General features: G+C 43.8%; 13 protein-coding genes and 1 pseudogene. 11 read left to right on the forward strand and 3 right to left on the reverse strand.

Going from position 1 to position 18,603, the window contains the following annotated elements:
- Positions 1-637 precede the first annotated feature (637 nt).
- From NNC77_RS06345 to priA, 9 genes and pseudogenes are all read left to right on the forward strand, one after another.
- Positions 638-1,267, forward strand: coding sequence for a DUF6088 family protein (locus NNC77_RS06345; protein WP_218419416.1), 630 nt, complete (start codon positions 638-640; stop codon positions 1,265-1,267).
- Positions 1,236-2,252: a nucleotidyl transferase AbiEii/AbiGii toxin family protein gene (locus NNC77_RS06350; RefSeq protein WP_254970268.1), complete on the forward strand. Its 1,017-nt coding sequence runs from the start codon at positions 1,236-1,238 to the stop codon at positions 2,250-2,252. Before NNC77_RS06345 ends, NNC77_RS06350 begins: the two co-directional genes overlap by 32 nt.
- Before the next feature lie 173 nt (positions 2,253-2,425).
- Positions 2,426-3,388: a PorP/SprF family type IX secretion system membrane protein gene (locus NNC77_RS06355; protein WP_254970269.1), complete on the forward strand. Its 963-nt coding sequence runs from the start codon at positions 2,426-2,428 to the stop codon at positions 3,386-3,388.
- A gap of 38 nt (positions 3,389-3,426) precedes the next feature.
- A complete protein-coding gene (locus tag NNC77_RS06360) occupies positions 3,427-4,887 on the forward strand; it encodes an SUMF1/EgtB/PvdO family nonheme iron enzyme (protein WP_117694733.1) in 1,461 nt (486 codons plus the stop codon).
- Positions 4,888-4,892: 5 nt separating this feature from the next.
- The gene (gldL, locus tag NNC77_RS06365) at positions 4,893-5,624 is read left to right on the forward strand and encodes a gliding motility protein GldL (protein ID WP_022120530.1); all 732 of its coding nucleotides are present in this window, start codon (positions 4,893-4,895) and stop codon (positions 5,622-5,624) included.
- 228 nt (positions 5,625-5,852) lie between these two features.
- Positions 5,853-6,749, forward strand: a pseudogene (gene gldM / locus NNC77_RS06370) (gliding motility protein GldM); the annotation flags it as partial.
- A 63-nt stretch (positions 6,750-6,812) separates the two neighbouring features.
- Positions 6,813-7,871 (forward strand): gliding motility protein GldN, encoded by a 1,059-nt coding sequence (gene gldN, locus NNC77_RS06375; RefSeq protein WP_254970271.1) that lies wholly within the window; start codon positions 6,813-6,815, stop codon positions 7,869-7,871.
- A gap of 28 nt (positions 7,872-7,899) precedes the next feature.
- Positions 7,900-8,511, forward strand: coding sequence for a porin family protein (locus NNC77_RS06380; RefSeq protein WP_153082393.1), 612 nt, complete (start codon positions 7,900-7,902; stop codon positions 8,509-8,511).
- 171 nt (positions 8,512-8,682) lie between these two features.
- Positions 8,683-10,953 carry a replication restart helicase PriA gene (gene priA, locus NNC77_RS06385; protein WP_254970272.1) on the forward strand — a complete coding sequence of 757 codons (2,271 nt, stop codon included), beginning with the start codon at positions 8,683-8,685 and terminating at the stop codon, positions 10,951-10,953.
- Between the two features lie 125 nt (positions 10,954-11,078).
- Here the strand turns inward: priA and NNC77_RS06390 are convergent, their stop codons facing one another.
- Positions 11,079-12,650: an OmpP1/FadL family transporter gene (locus tag NNC77_RS06390; RefSeq protein WP_254970273.1), complete on the reverse strand. Its 1,572-nt coding sequence runs from the start codon at positions 12,648-12,650 to the stop codon at positions 11,079-11,081.
- Positions 12,651-12,868: 218 nt separating this feature from the next.
- Complete coding sequence (locus tag NNC77_RS06395; protein WP_119237480.1) at positions 12,869-14,968, reverse strand: HD family phosphohydrolase; 2,100 nt, start codon at positions 14,966-14,968, stop codon at positions 12,869-12,871.
- 118 nt (positions 14,969-15,086) lie between these two features.
- On the opposite strand from NNC77_RS06395, the gene gltX reads away from it, so the two are divergent.
- Positions 15,087-16,604 (forward strand): glutamate--tRNA ligase, encoded by a 1,518-nt coding sequence (gene gltX, locus NNC77_RS06400; protein ID WP_254970274.1) that lies wholly within the window; start codon positions 15,087-15,089, stop codon positions 16,602-16,604.
- A gap of 104 nt (positions 16,605-16,708) precedes the next feature.
- Positions 16,709-17,968 (forward strand): 3-deoxy-D-manno-octulosonic acid transferase, encoded by a 1,260-nt coding sequence (locus NNC77_RS06405; RefSeq protein ID WP_254970304.1) that lies wholly within the window; start codon positions 16,709-16,711, stop codon positions 17,966-17,968.
- Between the two features lie 101 nt (positions 17,969-18,069).
- Here the strand turns inward: NNC77_RS06405 and NNC77_RS06410 are convergent, their stop codons facing one another.
- Positions 18,070-18,594 (reverse strand): nitroreductase family protein, encoded by a 525-nt coding sequence (locus NNC77_RS06410; protein ID WP_153085988.1) that lies wholly within the window; start codon positions 18,592-18,594, stop codon positions 18,070-18,072.
- Positions 18,595-18,603 lie beyond the last annotated feature (9 nt).

Raw genomic sequence — 18,603 nt, forward strand, 5'->3', positions numbered from 1 at the left:
CAACAATGCTTATGCCAACCTGTTCAAGACAGACTTTGGTTAAAGACCATGCTTTTCTGGTTAAACCAGCGTATTACCTCAAGTCGCTTTATGGGGTAAGGGGATTTTGTGTCTGCGACATTTCTGTTGTGCAAGAAATATGTACAATAAAATGAATTTTGTCGCTTTGCAAGCAAAATCCCACTAAACCCTATAGGTTGCGGATTTGAGGTAAAGAAGGTTACACAAAAGAACAAATAGCGAAACTTATGTTTATAAATGGTCGTCATCGTAAGACTTCTGACTATTCTCTATATTGGCGAGCCGGAAACTCCATTGTCGTGCAGGTCTTGTCCGCAGTCTTTACTGCAATAATCAAGCAGTATCCAGATTCATTCGGAGAATTTGCCTGTATGTCTCTTAAAGAGTGAAAAACTGCCACGAAAAAAGAGTATCAACGTCGATATTATGCCAGTCATAAGGAAGAACTACAACGCAAGAGTCGTGAGTACCACAGACAGCTAAGAGTGAATAAAAATAAGTGATTGTGGAAAATATTTGCAAAGTTTTCTACATAAAAAAAGTTAATTAAATCGGCGGGGTGTTACACATATCGCTGATTTTTTGTATTTTTGCACCATTAAAGAAAGAAAACGATATGGCAGAAATAGCAAACCGTATATACGAGACAAGTGAAGGGCAGATTCTCTTCATCTCAGACTTCTCTGACATCAATGATAATGAGAAGGTGGTAAGTCGTGCACTTTCTGTAGAAGAAAAAAAGGGAAATATAGTTCGATTAGCTAATGGGGTTTATCTTCGCCCTAAGAATACCCGATTTGGGATAGTCTATCCATCAATAGATGAAATGGTGATGGCTATAGCCCAGCGAGATAAGGTACAAATACGACCTTCAGGAGTTACAGCGCTCAACAAACTTGGACTCTCAACACAGGTGCCTACAAAATATACTTATCTGACATCGGGAAGTGGAAGAGTCTTGACTCTTGGAAATCGGACTATAGAGTTGAAGAGAAGTGTTCCTAAGAACTTTGCTTTTCAGACAGTGTTGGCAGCGCTTCTTGTACAAGCTCTTAGAACATTAGGACAAAAGAATGTAGGTAATCAAGAACTCTCTACCATAAGAAAATTGGTCAATGAAGAGGAACATAAAGACTTGTTTGTACAAGACCTTACTCTCATGCCAGTATGGATGAGAAAGCTGATAACTGATATAATAGATAAAAACGAGCATTATGACACTTTGGTTAAATCACACAATAGATGAACGAATAGCAATGTTGCAACGTGCAGAAGAGAAGTTTCGTATTAATCAGGTTGCAATTGAAAAGGACTGGTGGGTAACTGTGGTGCTCAACGCTCTTTTCAAATGTTCATGTGCAGATCAACTCATCTTTAAGGGAGGTACAAGTCTCAGTAAAGGATGGAATTTGATAGAAAGATTCAGTGAGGATATAGACTTATCTGTAAACCATGAATTCTTTGGTATAGAGAAGACGACAAAGAATCAGCGTGAAAAACTTCGCAAGAAGGCACGTAGGTATTTTCTTGATACAGTTTCTGCAGAGTTGGATGAAAATCTAAAGAAACTTGGTGTGGAAGGATACAATATAGAAAATGTAGTAGAGGAAATTGATGAGGATGGTAAGGCAAGTCCTGTTGCAAGTGATAAGGATCCATCTGTCATTCTCGTTCATTATGAGTCTATGCTTGGTCATACGATAGAGTATATTCCGCCAAGAGTAAAGATAGAGATTAGTTGCTTGTCTATGAACGAGCCTACGGAAGACCGTTTGATTTCATCATATATTGAGCAGACTTTCCCTGGAGAAGATGCGGCGGCTACAGCTACTATCAGGACAGTTGTACCTACACGAACATTCCTGGAGAAGGCATTCTTGCTATGTGAGGAGTTTCAGAAACAGACTCCTCGTTATGTCCGAATGTCTAGACATCTTTATGATCTTGAACGCTTGATGGATACAGAATTTGGCAAACAAGCCCTGCAGGATATGGACTTGTATGATCGTATTGTTAAGCATCGTTCCATATACTATGCTGTAGGGTATGTAGATTATTCTAAGTTGATGCCGAGTGAGATTGATTTCGTTCCTAGGCAAGAGTTGATGAAGGATTGGGAGGGTGATTATGCAGAGATGTGTAACCACTTTATCTATGGTCAGACTTTATCTTTCGAAAAACTTTTAGAGCGAATCAAGGAGTTGCAAGATAGGTTTAGAAAAGCCTTTTAGCGACTTTTACTCCTTAATAAAATGTTCACTATAAAAGTTGGAAGACTATAAGTGCCTGGTATTCAGCCCTAATATTCCTCTGGAATGATGACGAGTATTAATCTCGATGATAGGGCTGCTCTCTTATAAGAGGGTAGCCTTTTTCATCTTTTGTTTCTTGCTTATATATAATAATGTGTAAGAAATTCCGTTATCTTATTGTGTTGAAAAGATTTATCATTATATGGATTCTGCTAGTGGGGGTGCTCGAAATGAGGGCACAGTATGATCCTTCCTTCAGTCATTATTTTGACATGGAACCATCATTCAATCCTGCTGCTGTGGGTAAGCAGTCGAAACTCAATGTTACGGCGGCCTACGCACTTGATATGGCTGGATTCGAACATAATCCCCGTACCTTTCAGGTGGCGGCTGACATGCCTTTCTTCCTGTTCAATCATCGGCATGGAGTAGGCTTGTCGCTACAGAATGACCAGATAGGTCTTTTTACCCATCAGCGGCTGGCTTTACAGTATGCTTTGCAGAATAAACTCCTGGGTGGAACGCTGAGCGTGGGTGTACAAGGAGGTATGCTGAGTGAGAAGTTTGATGGAAGCAAGGTGGATTTGGGAGAAAGTGGTGACCCTGCCTTTTCTACTTCAGACGTAAATGGAAGCGGAATGGATTTGAGCCTGGGTCTGTATTACCAGCATAAGGCTTGGTACGTAGGACTTTCTGCCCAGCATCTTACATCGCCTACGATAAATCTAGGTGAGACCAACGAATTGAAAATAGATGCCACATATTATTTGACAGGTGGATACAATATTCGACTGAGAAATCCGTTCTTAACAATAAAGCCGTCTGTTCTTGTAACAACAGATGGTACCACATGGCGAGGCGACCTGACAGGAAGATTGGTTTACCAATATGAGAAACGGATGTTGTATGGTGGTGTGACCTACAGTCCGGACAGATCTGTGACCGTGCTGGTAGGCGGTAGTTTTCATGGGGTAGTGCTTGGTTACAGTTACGAGGCATACACCTCTAAACTCAGTGCTGGAAATGGCAGTCATGAACTCTTTGTTGGGTATCAGACCGATATCAACCTGACCAAGAAAGGCAGAAACCGCCATCAGAGCGTCAGAATATTATAATGTAAATAGAAATAAGAACATAGTAGAATCATAAAACAATGAAGAAAAGTATATTGCTCCTTAGTGCATTCGCTATATTGCTCACCTTGAGCGGCTGCTTCGGTGCCAAGCAAGCTTCTGTTGCAGGCAGAGGTGGCGAGGTGGTTGGCGTGAGCGGTAGAAGCTTTGTAGAGCCAGCCCCTTATGGTATGGTAAAGATAAACCGTGGCTTCCTGAAAATGGGAATGGAGACCCAAGACTCACTTTGGGGAATGAAAACACCACGCAAGGATGTGTCGGTGGATGGATTCTGGATGGATGATACTGAAATCACCAATTCAGAATATAAGCAGTTTGTGGCTTATGTGCGTGATTCTATCCTTCGTACACGTCTGGCTGATCCTGCTTATGGAGGCGACGAGACTTACATGATTACTGAAGATAAGAATGGCGATCCGGTTACACCTCATGTAAACTGGAAGAAAGCGCTTCCTAAGAAACCTAATGAGGATGAGCAGAGAGCTTTTGAAAGTTTGTATGAAACCAATCCGGTTACAGGAGAAAAACTCATCGACTGGCACCAGCTCAACTATAAATACGAAATCTATGATTATACAGCTGCAGCTCAGCGTAAGTTCCGCCTGAATCCACAGGAACGTACCCTTAACACCGATGTGAAGATAAATTCAGACGAGGTGGTGATGATTTCGAAAGATACCGCTTATTACGATGATGAGGGTAGAGTGGTGCGTGAGACTATCAACCGTCCGCTTTCAGGACCTTGGGATTTCCTGAATACCTATATCGTGAATGTTTATCCTGACACTACCTGTTGGGTAAATGACTTCAGAAATGCAGAGAATGAAACCTATCTGAGAAGTTATTTCAGCAATCCTGCGTATAATGACTATCCGGTAGTCGGTGTTACCTGGGAACAGGCAAATGCCTTCTGCGCCTGGAGAACAGACTATCTTTTGAAGGGCTTAGGTCCTGAAGCAAGATTTGTACAGCGTTACCGTCTGCCAACCGAGGCAGAATGGGAATATGCTGCAAGAGGCAAGAACCAGAATGAATTTCCTTGGGACAATGCGGATGTGAAGAATGGGGATGGCTGTTTTTACGCCAATTTCAAACCAGACAGGGGCAACTATACCAAAGACGGCAACCTGATAACCAGCAAGGTGGCTATCTATTCGCCAAATTCTAATGGACTTTACGATATGGCTGGTAATGTGGCTGAGTGGACAAGTACCGTTTATACAGAGGCGGGTGTTGACGCAATGAGCGATTTTAACCCAACTTTACAGTATAATGCTGCCATAGAAGATCCTTACCGTTTGAAGAAGAAGAGTGTAAGAGGTGGTTCCTGGAAAGACCCTGAGTCGTTTATCCGTTCGGCATGGCGCACTTTCGAATACCAGAATCAGCCTCGCTCATACATCGGATTCCGTTGCGTGAGAAGTCTTGCTACTACGGCAAGCGGAAAACAGAAACCATTGAAGAATAAGAATAGGAGATAAATAATATGAGCTATTATAGCAAATTCAATATCGTATACCGCTTGCAGAAGTGGATGGATAGTGTGCCGGGTCAGACATTCCTTAACTATGCTTACAGTTGGGGTGCCTCTATCGTAATCGCTGGTACCCTCTTTAAGTTGACTCATCTTCCTGGTGCCAATTTCATGCTTTTCTTAGGTATGGGAACCGAGATTTTCGTGTTCTTCCTTTCTGCTTTCGACCGTCCTTTCGACAAGACTGCCGAAGGTAGAGACTTGCCTACCCATGCTACAGAGGAGTATCTGGAAGGAAAGGTGTCGGCAGAAGAAATGATGACTGCCAAGAATCGTTCTGAAACCATTCAACCTCAGGTTGCTTCTCCTGTCTCTCCTGTAATGACTGCTGCGCCAGAACTGACTCCACTTAATCCTGAGGTGGTGGAAGTTCAGAACAGCTACGTAGAACAGTTGAAGAGCCTGGTTGAAACCTTGAGTAAGGTAAACGAACAGAGTAGCCGACTGACTCGTGACAGCGAGGAGATGGAGAATCTGAACCGTACCTTGACAGGTATCAGCAGGGTATACGAGATGCAGCTGAAAAGTGCCAGCCAGCAGATTGGTACCATTGACCAGATCAATGAGCAGACCAAGATGATGGCAAAGCAGATAGAACAGTTGAACAAGATTTATACCCGTATGATTGATGCCATGACCATCAATATGCGTGTGGCGGCTCCTCATGTAACAAGTGAAGAGTAAAGACGAAGAAAATAAATAGAATCAAGCAAATTTATATCCATGGCAATCAAGAAAAGACCGGTTTCGCCTCGCCAGAAGATGATTAACCTGATGTATGTCATCCTGATGGCTATGTTGGCGCTGAATACTCCTACAGATGAGGAATTCGGTGTCAAAGGCAAGTCTATTGTCGAGAAAATCAAGAAAAGTCTTGCCGATGATGGGAAGAAATCGGATGAGGAGAAGAAAAATATAGATCTGGTAGAACTGAATGTGAATGAACTCGATGCATTCGTTATTCCTGAGAAAACAACCCTCTATGCCGGTGAACGTTTCAATTCGCATGTGGTGATGGCTGCAATAGACAGTACACAGCGCCCGGAAATCTATGTGAATGGTAGTAGGCTGAATGCCGAGAATGGCAGATACAGTTTTGTGGCAGGTGGCGTAGGTGAGCACCAGTTTGGCGGTTACATTCTGATGAGAGGCAAGAATGGCGAGATGATGCGACGCAATTTCGTTCAGAAATACACCGTATTGCCTGTTCCTAATACAGCTACCGTTGCTGCCGACCTGATGAATGTGCTCTATGCAGGCTATGCCAATCCTATCAGCATCAGCGTTCCTGGTGTTCCGGCAAATGCTATCTCTGCAACTATGACAGGCGGTTCTTTCGTAGCTAAGGGCAATGGTCATTTCGTGGCTACACCTTCAGCGGTGGGTAAGGATGTTACCATCCATGTGACAGCCCGCGATAAGGGACAGGTGAGAAGTCTGCCTCCATTCGTTTTTCATGTAAGAAAACTTCCTGACCCAACAGCTTATATTGCGATGGGTACAGACAGATTTAGAGGTGGTGCTCTATCGAAAGGTGCTCTGATGGGTGCTCCAGGCATTCATGCAGCCATAGATGACGGACTCCTTGATATTCCGTTTAAGGTGCTGAGCTTCGAAACTGTATTCTTCGATAATATGGGAAATGCCATACCTTTGGCTTCGGCGGGTTCCAATTTCTCAGAACGACAGCGCGAAGAGTTCAGAAAACTGTCAAGAAACCGACGCTTCTATATCTCGCATATCAAGGCTGTAGGTCCTGATGGTATTACCCGAAATCTGCCGGCAGCAATGGAAGTTATCGTTAGGTAAGTGAAGAGTTCAACGGCTTTACTTATCATAAAGTTCAAAGTTCAATGTTCAAAGTTCAATGTAATGAAAAAGATATTATTCATATTCATGCTTTTGGGAATGGTGCAGAGCATCATGGCACAGCCAGCGGCTCGCAGAAAGCAGGCTCAGCAAAAGGCACAACAGTCGAATGCTGACAATATGACCTTGCGTGCCAAACTTTATTTCCCTACAGCCATCCCGATGGATGAGGACGTGGTTTGGAGAAGAGACATCTATCGTGAACTCAATCTCACAGATGATGCCAATGCTGCCTTGTATTATCCTGTAGAGCCAACAGATGGTAAGATGAATCTCTTTACCTATATCTTTAAACTGATGTTTACGGGTAGAGTGCCTGTTTATCAGTATCGTATGGATGGTAATGAAGATTTTTCTGCCGCCAACCGTCTTACTCCGAAAGCATTCGTAGATAATTATCATATCTACTACGAGAAGACTGATAATGGAAAGGTGCATATTGATGACAGCGATATTCCATCAGCTGAAGTGAAGGCGTACTATGTGAAGGAGACTTCTTATTATGACCAGAAAACAGCTTCTTTCCATACCAAGGTATTGGCTTTGTGCCCTATCATGACCCGTAATGATGACTTTGGAGATGTAGGAAACAAGTATCCGCTCTTCTGGGTGAAGTATGATGACCTGGCTCCTTTCCTGGCTAAGCAGCAGCTGATGACCAGTAATGTGAACAATGCTGCTGTGATGAGTGCAGAAGATTATTTTACCAAGAATCTGTATCAGGGTAAAATCTACAAGACCAATAATATGCAGGGCAATACTCTGGCACAATACTGTCCTTCGGATACGGCTATGGCGAAGGAACAGAAACGTATAGAGGCTGAGTTGGAAGCCTTTGAGAAGAATATCTGGGGTAATCAGGCTCGGAAGGACTCTCTTGACAGTATTGCCAAGGCAGAAAAGAATATGGATGCCAAGACTCTGAAGAAAAGCCGTAACAGAAGAAATGGTTCTGCATCTAAATCAGCTAAGACTTCTACTGTTAAGAAACGCAGATCAGGAGGAAGCAATGTTTCTTCTGGTGGCTCAGCTAGAGTAACGGTTCGTAGAGAGCGTCATTAATTTATATAAGAATTAAAGTAAATATAGAATGAAGAAAGTTTTATCAGTATTAATGGTTGTAGCAGCCATGATGTTTGCTACAAATGCTAATGCCCAGATTAAGTTTGGTTTGAAGGGCGGTTTGGATGTTACTAACATGTCTTTGAGTAACGATGTATTCGATGCATCTAACAAGACAGGTTTCTTTGTTGGTCCAATGGTAAAGGTTACTATCCCTATTGTTGGTTTGAGTTTTGATGCTGCTGCCTTGTACGATCAGAAGGAAGCTAAGGTGTCTGTAAATGATGCAGAGACAACGATGACTCAGAAATCGCTTAATATCCCAGTAAACGTACGTTATGGCTTCGGTTTGAGCAGCTTGGCTAATGTTTTCGTTTTCGCTGGTCCACAGTGGGGTATCAACGTTGGTGACAAGAACTTCGAATGGAATAAATCAGGCTGTTATTCTCTGAAGAAAACAAACTTCAGTGTAAACGTAGGTTTGGGTGTTACCCTGCTGAGCCATCTCCAGCTTTCTGCAAACTATAACATCGCTTGCGGTAAGACTGCAGATGTTACCTGGGAGGAAACAAGCGAAAAGATTGTGAATGGTAACAGTAAGAATAACAGTTGGCAGATTGCTTTGGGTTATTGGTTCTAATCTCGTAAAAGAACAGGACAGATTATGGGTGAGAACATCGTATGGTCTCGCCTAGTACATCTTAAAATATATAAAAGCAGGTATCCGATGATGGGTATCTGCTTTTTTTTTGCTAACTTTGCAAGTCGAAAGCCTGAATGATGGATATTTCAAGGTTAAAGAAGATTAGATATGAAGTATGTAGATGTGATATTACCCCTTCCGCTCGACGGAACCTTTACTTATTCTGTCCCTGATGGGATGGAAGGGAAAGTTGTGCCTGGGGTACGCTTACTGGTTCCTCTTGGTAAAAGTAAGAAATATATCGCAATGGCTACCCGACTGCATGATGATAAGCCTGCTTTCTCCTGTAAACCTATTGAGGCGGTACTTGACAGTACCCCTTCGCTGTTGCCTCAGCAGATGAGATTGTGGCAATGGATTGGCTATTATTATATGGCTCCTTTAGGCGATGTCTATAATGCTGCTATGCCTGGTGGTCTGAAGTCTACAGAGAAATTCAAGCCCAAGATGGAACTCTATGTAGAACTTGCCAGTACATACCGTAGTGAGCAGGCACTACATGTAGCGCTCAATCTGGTGCAGAGAGCCTTGAAGCAAGCCAAAACTTTAACCACCTTTCTGAGTCTCTCGCATTGGGATAGTCTTGATGGCGATACGCCTAGGGAAGGCATTAAAAAAGTGACCAAGGAAGAACTGATGAACGAGAGCCATTGTACGGCTGCTGTTGTCAAGGCGCTTATCAATAGGGGAATTCTCTTTACTTATGAATTGGAAATAGGACGATTGAATACGAATGGAGAATCTCATCTTGACTTGATTAAACCTCTCTCCTTGGCTCAGCAAGATGCCTATAATGGGATCCTGATGCAAATGATGAAAAAGGATGTTGTATTGCTTCATGGTGTGACATCCAGCGGAAAGACGGAAATCTACATTCATCTTATCAGAAAAGCCATAGAGGAGCATAAGCAGGTGCTCTATCTTCTGCCGGAAATCGCTCTGACCGTACAAATCATGGAGCGCCTTCATAGAGTTTTCGGCGACCGGCTGGGCATCTACCATTCTAAATATAGTGATGCTGAGCGTGTAGAAATCTGGCAGAAACAACTCTCTGATCATCCCTATGATGTAATCCTGGGTGCAAGAAGTGCCGTCTTCCTGCCTTTTAAGAATTTGGGACTCGTCATCATAGACGAAGAGCACGAGACTTCCTTTAAACAACAGGATCCCGCTCCGCGCTACCATGCCAGAAGTGCTGCCATAGTGCTTGCCAAGATGTATGGGGCTAAGACTTTATTGGGTACGGCTACGCCTTCGATGGAGAGTTATTATAATGCGCAGCAAGGTAAGTATGGACTGGTAGAGCTGAAGACAAGATACAAAGGTATTCAGTTGCCGGATATTCAGGTGGTAGATGTAAAAGACTTGCGTCGCCGTAAGATGATGAGCGGTCCTTTCTCTCCACAGCTTTTGGCTGCAGTAAGAGAGGCTTTGAAGAATGGGCAACAGGCAATCCTCTTTCAGAATCGTCGTGGTTTTGCGCCGATGGTTGAATGTAAGGTATGTGGTTGGGTGCCGAAATGTAAGAACTGTGATGTCTCGCTTACGTTGCATAAGAGTATCAACCTGCTTACTTGCCATTATTGTGGTTACACTTATCCGGTTCCTACGGAATGTCCTAACTGTGGCAGTACGGAAATCATGGGACGTGGTTTTGGTACCGAGAAGATAGAAGACCAGATAGCGGAAATCTTTCCGGAAACCAAGATTGCCAGAATGGATTTGGATACAACACGTACACGAAATGCCTACGAACGTCTTATCGCAGACTTCTCTGAAGGCAGGACGAATCTTCTCATAGGCACGCAAATGGTTTCTAAGGGTCTCGATTTCGATAAGGTGAGTGTAGTAGGCATCCTGAATGCTGATTCGATGCTCAACTATCCCGATTTCCGCGCCTACGAGCATGCTTTCATGATGATGGCACAGGTGAGTGGTAGAGCTGGAAGAAAAGGTAAACGTGGCTTGGTGATTCTACAGACCAAGAATCCTACCTTGCCTGTCATCGGACAGGTGGTGCATAATGATTATGAAGGCTTGTATCAGGGTATTCTGGAGGAGAGAAGAACTTTTCATTATCCACCTTTCTTCCACCTGATTAATGTGTATGTAAAACATAAATATGATAAGGTATGCGAACAGGCTAGCCATGAGCTCAGCAAAACGCTGAGAAGCTGGTTTGGCGAGCGTGTGTTGGGACCCGATAAACCTGCTGTGGCAAGGGTTAAGACGATGAACATCCGAAAGATTGTTATCAAACTGGAAAATGGTATTGATCAGCAGAAGGTAAGAGAATATCTGAAGTTTGCTCAACAGCAGATGGGAAAGGATCCGAGATATGGAGCTCTGCAGATTTATTATGATGTAGACCCATTGTAGTTTCCTGGACATCCTTTTCTCTGGCAGAATGGAAGAAAATATGATTGGTAAATAAAATGAAAAAGGCTATCCGTTACTTGTTGCAAGAACGGGTAGCCTTTTAATTATGATATTTGTAGTTATGTTTAGAAGTTGATGTCAAGACCTACTGCGAATACGTTGTTGTTACGTGTGTAGTCAGAACTGTAGGTCTTTCCTATTAGTTCTACATTCTCTGAAGTCTTCTTGTGCTGATAGAAGGTGTGGAAGTAAGCCACGTTCAAATCCATCTTCTTGTTGATGTGGTATACACCACCAACTGCTACAGAGTTTGAACTGACAACGAATGATTTGTCGTCCATGTATCTTTTTGAAGCTGGTGTGTCAAGGTTCTCATCAGGCAAACCATAGTTGGTGTTCTGCCAGCCAGTACTCAAGGTAATCTTCTTGTTTACGTCTACCTCGACACCTGCGTTGTACTCCAATGTACCACGCTTTAACTTCTCCTGTCGGTTGTTGTAAGATGTAGCGTGCTTGTCATCGAACCAGTGGAAACCAACGTTTACTCTAACTGCATCAACAGGGCTATAGCCAACACCGAGTGCCAGATAAGCAGGAATATCACCCGCAATCTTCTTGCCATCTTCATATTCGCCGATAGCTTTTTCGAGCTTGGTGTCGAACTCGGTCTTCAACTGTCCCATGGCTCCCTGAATATCTGGGTTGCCGATGATGGCATTTGCAGCAGCCTCTGGTACACCACCTGCAATGTAGGCGTTGCGGAGGTTGTCTGGCAGGTTACCGATACTAGGTACCTGGTTTACTGACTTGTTCTTCAGGCGGATACGAGTCTTAAACTCATATTTGGCAGCGAAGTTCCACTTGCCAGTCTTGAAATCCACACCAATAATAGGAGTGAAGCCCACACCGCTCTGGTCACAGCTCAACTCAATGTTGGCAGCTGTTTCCTTGGTTGGGTCGAGCACCTTATAGAGAGGCATGTTGCCTACCTTGATATCTTCTACATATCCGTAGTAGTTAGTAGATGCATAGACACCTCGTACGCCTGCGAATGCGCTGAAGTTGTCGCTGAACTTATAGGCTGCACCCAGAGAGAGACCATAGTAGTACTGGCGGCCGTGCATATAGCTGTTGTAGCTATACTTGCCTTCTTTACCGAAATTCTTATCGCTAGTAAAAACAGCTGGTACGCCATACTTTGCTGCAACCTTATCCACAGCACCTGCCAAACCGCAAGCAGCCATTGCTGTCTCAGCTACGATCTTCTCGAAAGAGCCAAGACCATTATCGAAGGTACACTTGCCACCGCCACCTGTGAGGGCGAAGCTAGCCTGAAGTGACCATCTACCTTTATTATAAGCATACTGGAATGAAGGGATGACAGGCGCAAAAGCCTCACCCTTGAAAGTACGAGGAGTAATAGGATTGTTCACATTGTTTGTGAACAGAGCATAATCATTTTCAATGCTACGTGTCTGGTAAGCCAACTGCCAGTTGATGGCGAGATGGTGACCTTCACCCATGAATACAACTCCGGCTGGATTGTAATAAACACCGTCGATACCAATTGAAGCCTCACGGCTCATCATTCTGTTGAATGCTACATGTTGATTGGTGTTGGTGAGCAAACCGCCTGCAAAAGATGGGGTTGCACAAGCCATCGCAATGGCCAAACCAACTAATTTTAGTTTCTTCATCTTAATAATATTAAATAAAAACGTCCGCAAAGGTAATTATAATGTTCTATTTCGCTATTGGTTTTATTAAATATTTAAAACATATTAACGCAAAAAGCCCTTTCTCTTGCACAGATTTTAAAAACTGTGCAAGAAAAAGGGCTTTTATCGGTTATGTTTTACCTTTTTGTATATCCGTTTATACGCTTTACGGCATAAGAACTTCACGAATTGTATCTTTACTCTTGTTCTTTAGACTCCTGACTCGTCTTTTTGCCGGCATTCTGTCTTACGTTTAAGTGAGGATACGAAATACGGGTATGGTAAATAGCCTTGAGTCGTTCGATGAGTACCTGCTTAGCGAGAGCGATGTCTCGGAACGTGATAGGGCACTCCTTGAAGAAACCATCTGCCACCTGTCCGTCGATGAGTTTATTGACGAGGTTACTGATGCTTTCTTCAGTATATTCGTTCAGAGAGCGCGAAGCCGCTTCAACCGTATCTGCCATCATCAGGATGGCCTGTTCGCGGGTAAATGGGTTCGGACCAGGATATTGGAACTGTGACTTGTCAATCACCTCTGTAGGGTGGGCATTACAGTAATTAATATAGAAATACTTGGTGATGCCCGTTCCGTGATGAGTAGTGATGAAATCCTTTATGATGCCTGGCAGACCAACCTTCTCTGCCATCTTCAGACCTTCTGAAACATGGCTTATGATAATCTGTGCGCTCTCAAGGTCGCTTAACTGGTCGTGAGGATTAACGCCCGCCTGATTCTCTGTGAAGAAAACAGGGTTAGTCATCTTACCGATATCATGATAGAGTGCTCCGGTACGTACCAGGAGACTGTTGGCTCTGATGCGGTTGGCAATCTCTGCTGCCAGGTTACCTACGGTGATAGAATGCTGGAAGGTGCCTGGAGCAATCTCACTCAGGTTGCGAAGTAATCCCTTGTTGGTATTTGACAGCTCGAAGAGTGTAACATTAGATGTAAATCCAAACATCTTTTCTATAATGTACATGAGCGGATAAGAGAGTAGCAGGAAGATGCCGTTTACGGTAAAGTAGCTATACATGCTGGCATCAACGTTGAACACCTGGTTGTCCTGCATCAGCTGAAGGGCAAGATATACTACACCGCTGGCTATAGTTACCAACAGGGCTGTGATGAATATCTGCGAACGCTTGCTGAGTTCACGCAAACTGTAAATAGCAACAAGGCCAGCTACCAGCTGTACGATGATAAACTCGTACTGGTACTTTACTGCTGCTGCACAAATGAGGATCATCGTAACGTGGCTGATAAAGGCTGTACGCGAGTCCATAAACACACGTACGAAGATAGGCGCCATGGCAAATGGGATGATATAGACACTGAAGAAATTGTGTTTCATCATGAGTGACACAAAGATAGGGAACAGCGTAATCATCGCATAAAGCATGGTAATGCTGCGCGGCTTATCAAAATAGTCTTTTCTGAAAAGTGAGAGATAAGAGGTAAACAGCATGACAAGAATGAAGATAAACAGTACCTGTCCGATGATAGTGGTTGTCAGTTCTTCCTGGGTAGAACTGCGGCGCTTCATCTCCTTGTCGAATGAATTGAGCACCCGATAGGTGTTGTTCGTAATCACTTCACCACGATCCACAATCTTCTGACCGCTCATCACCATTCCGCTTGCCAGTGGAATGCTGCTCATCATGTCGGCTTTCTCTGCCTCGCTTCTTCCCTTATCGTATATGACGTTGGCTTCAACATAATTATTGAGGTTGCAACGGGATAAAAGCTGTCGCTGGGTTGCCAGTTTCTCATCGTAGAAGATGCGTTCGTAAGCGGCAATAGTAGAGTAGAACGAACCGATAGGTACGCTCTTCACATTCTTTCCGTTGATAATTCGTATCATACTGGTAGAATCTTTGTAGATACGATTATATTCCGTGGTAGCGATGATGCCGGTCTGATAAAGGCGCTGAAGCTGGTGGGCTATGAGTCCCACATATTCTTTTGGCAAACCTGGTACACCTTGGCTGAAGTCGTGCAGGAAACGGCTCACCTGTTCGCTGCCGATGGATTCATTGACAGAATAATAAGGTTGGAATTGCTTCATCAGCGAATCCTGTTCACGCTTGATGGCTTCATCGGTCTTATAGATCGGAAAGTCAAATTTTGCGATGACGGAACCATACATCCATGGCTTTCCAACATCGTACCGGAACATCCTTCCTTCGTTGCGAGGAAGGAACCAAACAATGATAGCAACGGTAATTAATATCAAAACCGTTTTTGTGGCGAAATTGCGCCAATAGTTCTCTTCTGGGTTGTTAAATATGCTCATTTTCCTACTTTTTTCTTACTTATTTCGTTTTACAGTGCGAAAATACGAAAAAAAACGGCTAAAATCGCAAAAAAAGATGTAAATTTGCAGAAAAATTTGAAAATAGCTATAAAAAGACATGGCAGATAGAAAAGTAAGGGTGCGTTTTGCCCCTAGTCCAACGGGTGCATTGCACATTGGCGGTGTTCGTACCGCTCTGTATAATTATTTGTTTGCTCGCCAACATGGAGGTGAGCTGGTGTTCCGTATTGAGGATACAGATTCTCATCGTTTCGTGCCTGGAGCCGAAGAATATATCCTGGAATCTTTCAAGTGGCTGGGTATCCAGTTTGACGAGGGTGTAAGTTTCGGTGGAGAGCATGGACCTTATCGCCAGAGTGAACGTCGTGATATCTATAAGCAGTATGTTCAGCAGCTTCTGGATAATGATAAGGCGTATATTGCTTTTGATACTCCTGAGGAGTTGGAAGCGAAACGTGCCGAAATCCAGAATTTCCAGTATGATGCTCATACTCGTATGCAGATGCGCAACTCTCTGACTCTTTCTAAGGAAGAGGTTGATAAGCTGATTGCTGACGGAAAGCAGTATACTGTACGTTTCAAGATTGAACCAGGACAGGAAATTCACGTGAACGATATGATTCGTGGTGATGTGAAGGTAATGAGTGATATCCTGGATGATAAGGTACTTTATAAGAGTGCTGATGAATTGCCAACTTATCACCTTGCAAATATCGTAGACGACCACCTGATGGAAATCTCTCATGTAATCCGTGGTGAGGAGTGGTTGCCTAGTGCGCCTTTGCACGTACTTCTTTATAAGGCTTTCGGTTGGGCAGATACCATGCCTCGTTTTGCGCATCTTCCTTTGCTTCTTAAGCCTGAAGGTAAAGGTAAGCTGAGTAAGCGTGATGGCGACCGCCTCGGTTTCCCGGTATTCCCGCTGGAGTGGCATGATCCTAAGACTGGCGAGGTTTCTTCCGGTTATCGTGAGAGTGGCTACTTCCCAGAGGCTGTAGTCAACTTCCTGGCGCTCCTCGGCTGGAATCCTGGTACAGAACAGGAAATCTTCTCTCTTGATGAACTGGTGAAGGCTTTTGATATTTCACGTTGCTCTAAGGCTGGTGCCAAGTTCGACTTCAAGAAGGGAATCTGGTTCAACCACGAATACATTCTGATGAAGAGCGATGATGAAATAGCTAACCTCTTTGCCCCTATTGTTGCCAACAATGGTGTAGAGGAAACTCTGGACCGCGTAAAGCAGGTGGTACACATGATGAAGGATCGTGTGAACTTTGTCTATGAACTGTGGCCATTGTGTTCTTTCTTCTTCATTGCTCCTACAGAGTATGATGCTAAGACAGCCAAGAAGCGCTGGAAGGAATATTCTGCACAGCAGATGACAGAACTTGCTGATGTGCTTGAAGGTATTGAGGATTTCTCTATCGAAGGTCAGGAACCTGTCGTGATGAAATGGGTAGAGGATAAGGGCTATAAGCTGGGTGATGTGATGAACGCATTCCGTCTGACTCTCGTAGGTGAGGGTAAGGGCCCGGGTATGTTCGATATTTCTGCCTTCCTTGGCAAGGAGGAAACTCTGCGCCGTCTTCGCAAGGCAATCGAAGTTTTGGGTTAATTCACAATAATTTCTCTCTGAATGGCTTTCTGCAGCATGTTGCTGAAGGCTATTCAGAGAGTTCACGTATTTATAGATAGTAACCAATATAAAGAAATATCATGATCTATAATATCGTAATATATTTCGTCCTTTGGGGCATAGCCATTGCAAGTCTGTTTAATGAAAAGGTGCGCAAGATGTGGCGTGGTGAGCGTGAGGCTTTCAAAATATTGAGGCAGAAGGTGGATCCTAACGCTAAGTACATTTGGTTTCATGCTGCATCGCTCGGTGAGTTTGAACAGGGACGACCTTTGATGGAACGTATCCGTAAGGACTATCCTCAGTATAAGATTCTGCTTACCTTCTATTCTCCTTCAGGTTATGAGGTGCGCAAGAACTATGAGGGAGCTGACATCATCTGTTATATGCCGGTGGATACTAGGTTGAACGCCATCCGTTTCCTTAGACTGGTACGTCCTGTGATGGCTTTCTTCATCAAGTATGAGTTCTGGTCTAATTTCCTTCATATCCTGAAGCATCGCAACATTCCTACTTATAGCGTGAGCAGTATCTTCCGCGAGGATCAGGTGTTCTTTAAATGGTATGGCAGAAACTATGCTGGAGTGCTGAAGTGCTTTACCCGTTTCTTCGTACAGAACGAAGAAAGTAAGCGATTGCTCGAAGGTATCGGCATCACGGCTGTGGATGTGGTAGGAGATACCCGTTTCGACCGTGTTCTCCAGATAAAGGAGGCTGCCAAGCAATTGCCGATTTGCGAGGCTTTCAGAACAGGAGTGGCTTCATCTCAGTCTGCAGGTGTTCCTCATCATGATTTCAAGGTATTTGTTGCCGGTAGTTCTTGGCCACCAGATGAGAATATCTTTATACCTTTCTTTAATGAGCATAAGGATTGGCGCCTGCTGATTGCTCCTCATGTCATCGCTGAAGAGCATCTGAAGTTGATTCTTTCTCTGATAAAGGGCAAGAAGGTAGTGCGCTATACGCAAACTACTCCTGAAGAAGCTGCGGAGGCTGATGTCTTGATCATCGATTGTTTCGGATTGTTGAGCAGTATGTACAACTATGGTGATGTGGCTTATATCGGTGGTGGCTTTGGTGTAGGTATTCATAACACCTTGGAGGCTGCCGTATGGAATATGCCGGTTATCTTTGGTCCGAACAATAAAAAGTTTCAGGAGGCTCAGGGCTTGCTGAAATCGGGTGGAGGTTTTGAAATCAATACCTATGAAGATTTCTCAGGCTTGATGAGTTCTCTGATGAATGATGAGGCCTTCCTGAATCAGGCTGGCGATAAGGCTGGCGCCTTCGTGGCTCATTTGGCTGGCGCTACTGATAAGGTCTTGGCAAGTGTAAAGTTGTAATAGCTTCATTATATACATATACAAGAAAAGGTCTCATGAATGTTTTTCTTCATGAGACCTTTTCTTGTATATGTATGTGCCGTAAACCAGGCATCCTGCCTTTATTTGATAATGCGGTAGTAATCCTCTTTTCTTGGTTTTACGGTATGAGGATGCGAAGAAGCATAACCCAAGGCTAAGGCTCCTACTCCCATCAAACCTTCTGGAAGATTCCAGTCTTTCATCAACTTCTTGCCTTCTTCTGATGCAAACATACCGTCTTCACGGTTAATCCAGCAAGATGCAAGGCCGATAGAGTGGGCAGCAAGCATCATATTGCCTAAGATAAGGCTGCCATCTTTCACACCGTTAACGTTGCTTTCTGGTGCCAGAACGATAACGATGGTTGGCGCTCCATAGTAAGGATCGCTTTCTACACCCATGATTTCTGCGTTCATCTTGCGAAGCTGGGCGCAAATCTCAGGATTCTGAACGGCAATGATGAAAGGCTCCTGGGTTCCATGACCTGTTGCTGCCCATGTGCCGGCTTCCAATACCGTCTTCAACTCTTCGTCGGTAATCTGATCTGCCTTGAAGCGACGAATACTTCTTCTCTCCTTAATGGCTTTTAAAACTTCATTTTCCATCTTATCTTG

Source organism: Segatella copri (assembly GCF_024330485.1).
GTDB lineage: Bacteria > Bacteroidota > Bacteroidia > Bacteroidales > Bacteroidaceae > Prevotella > Prevotella copri_L.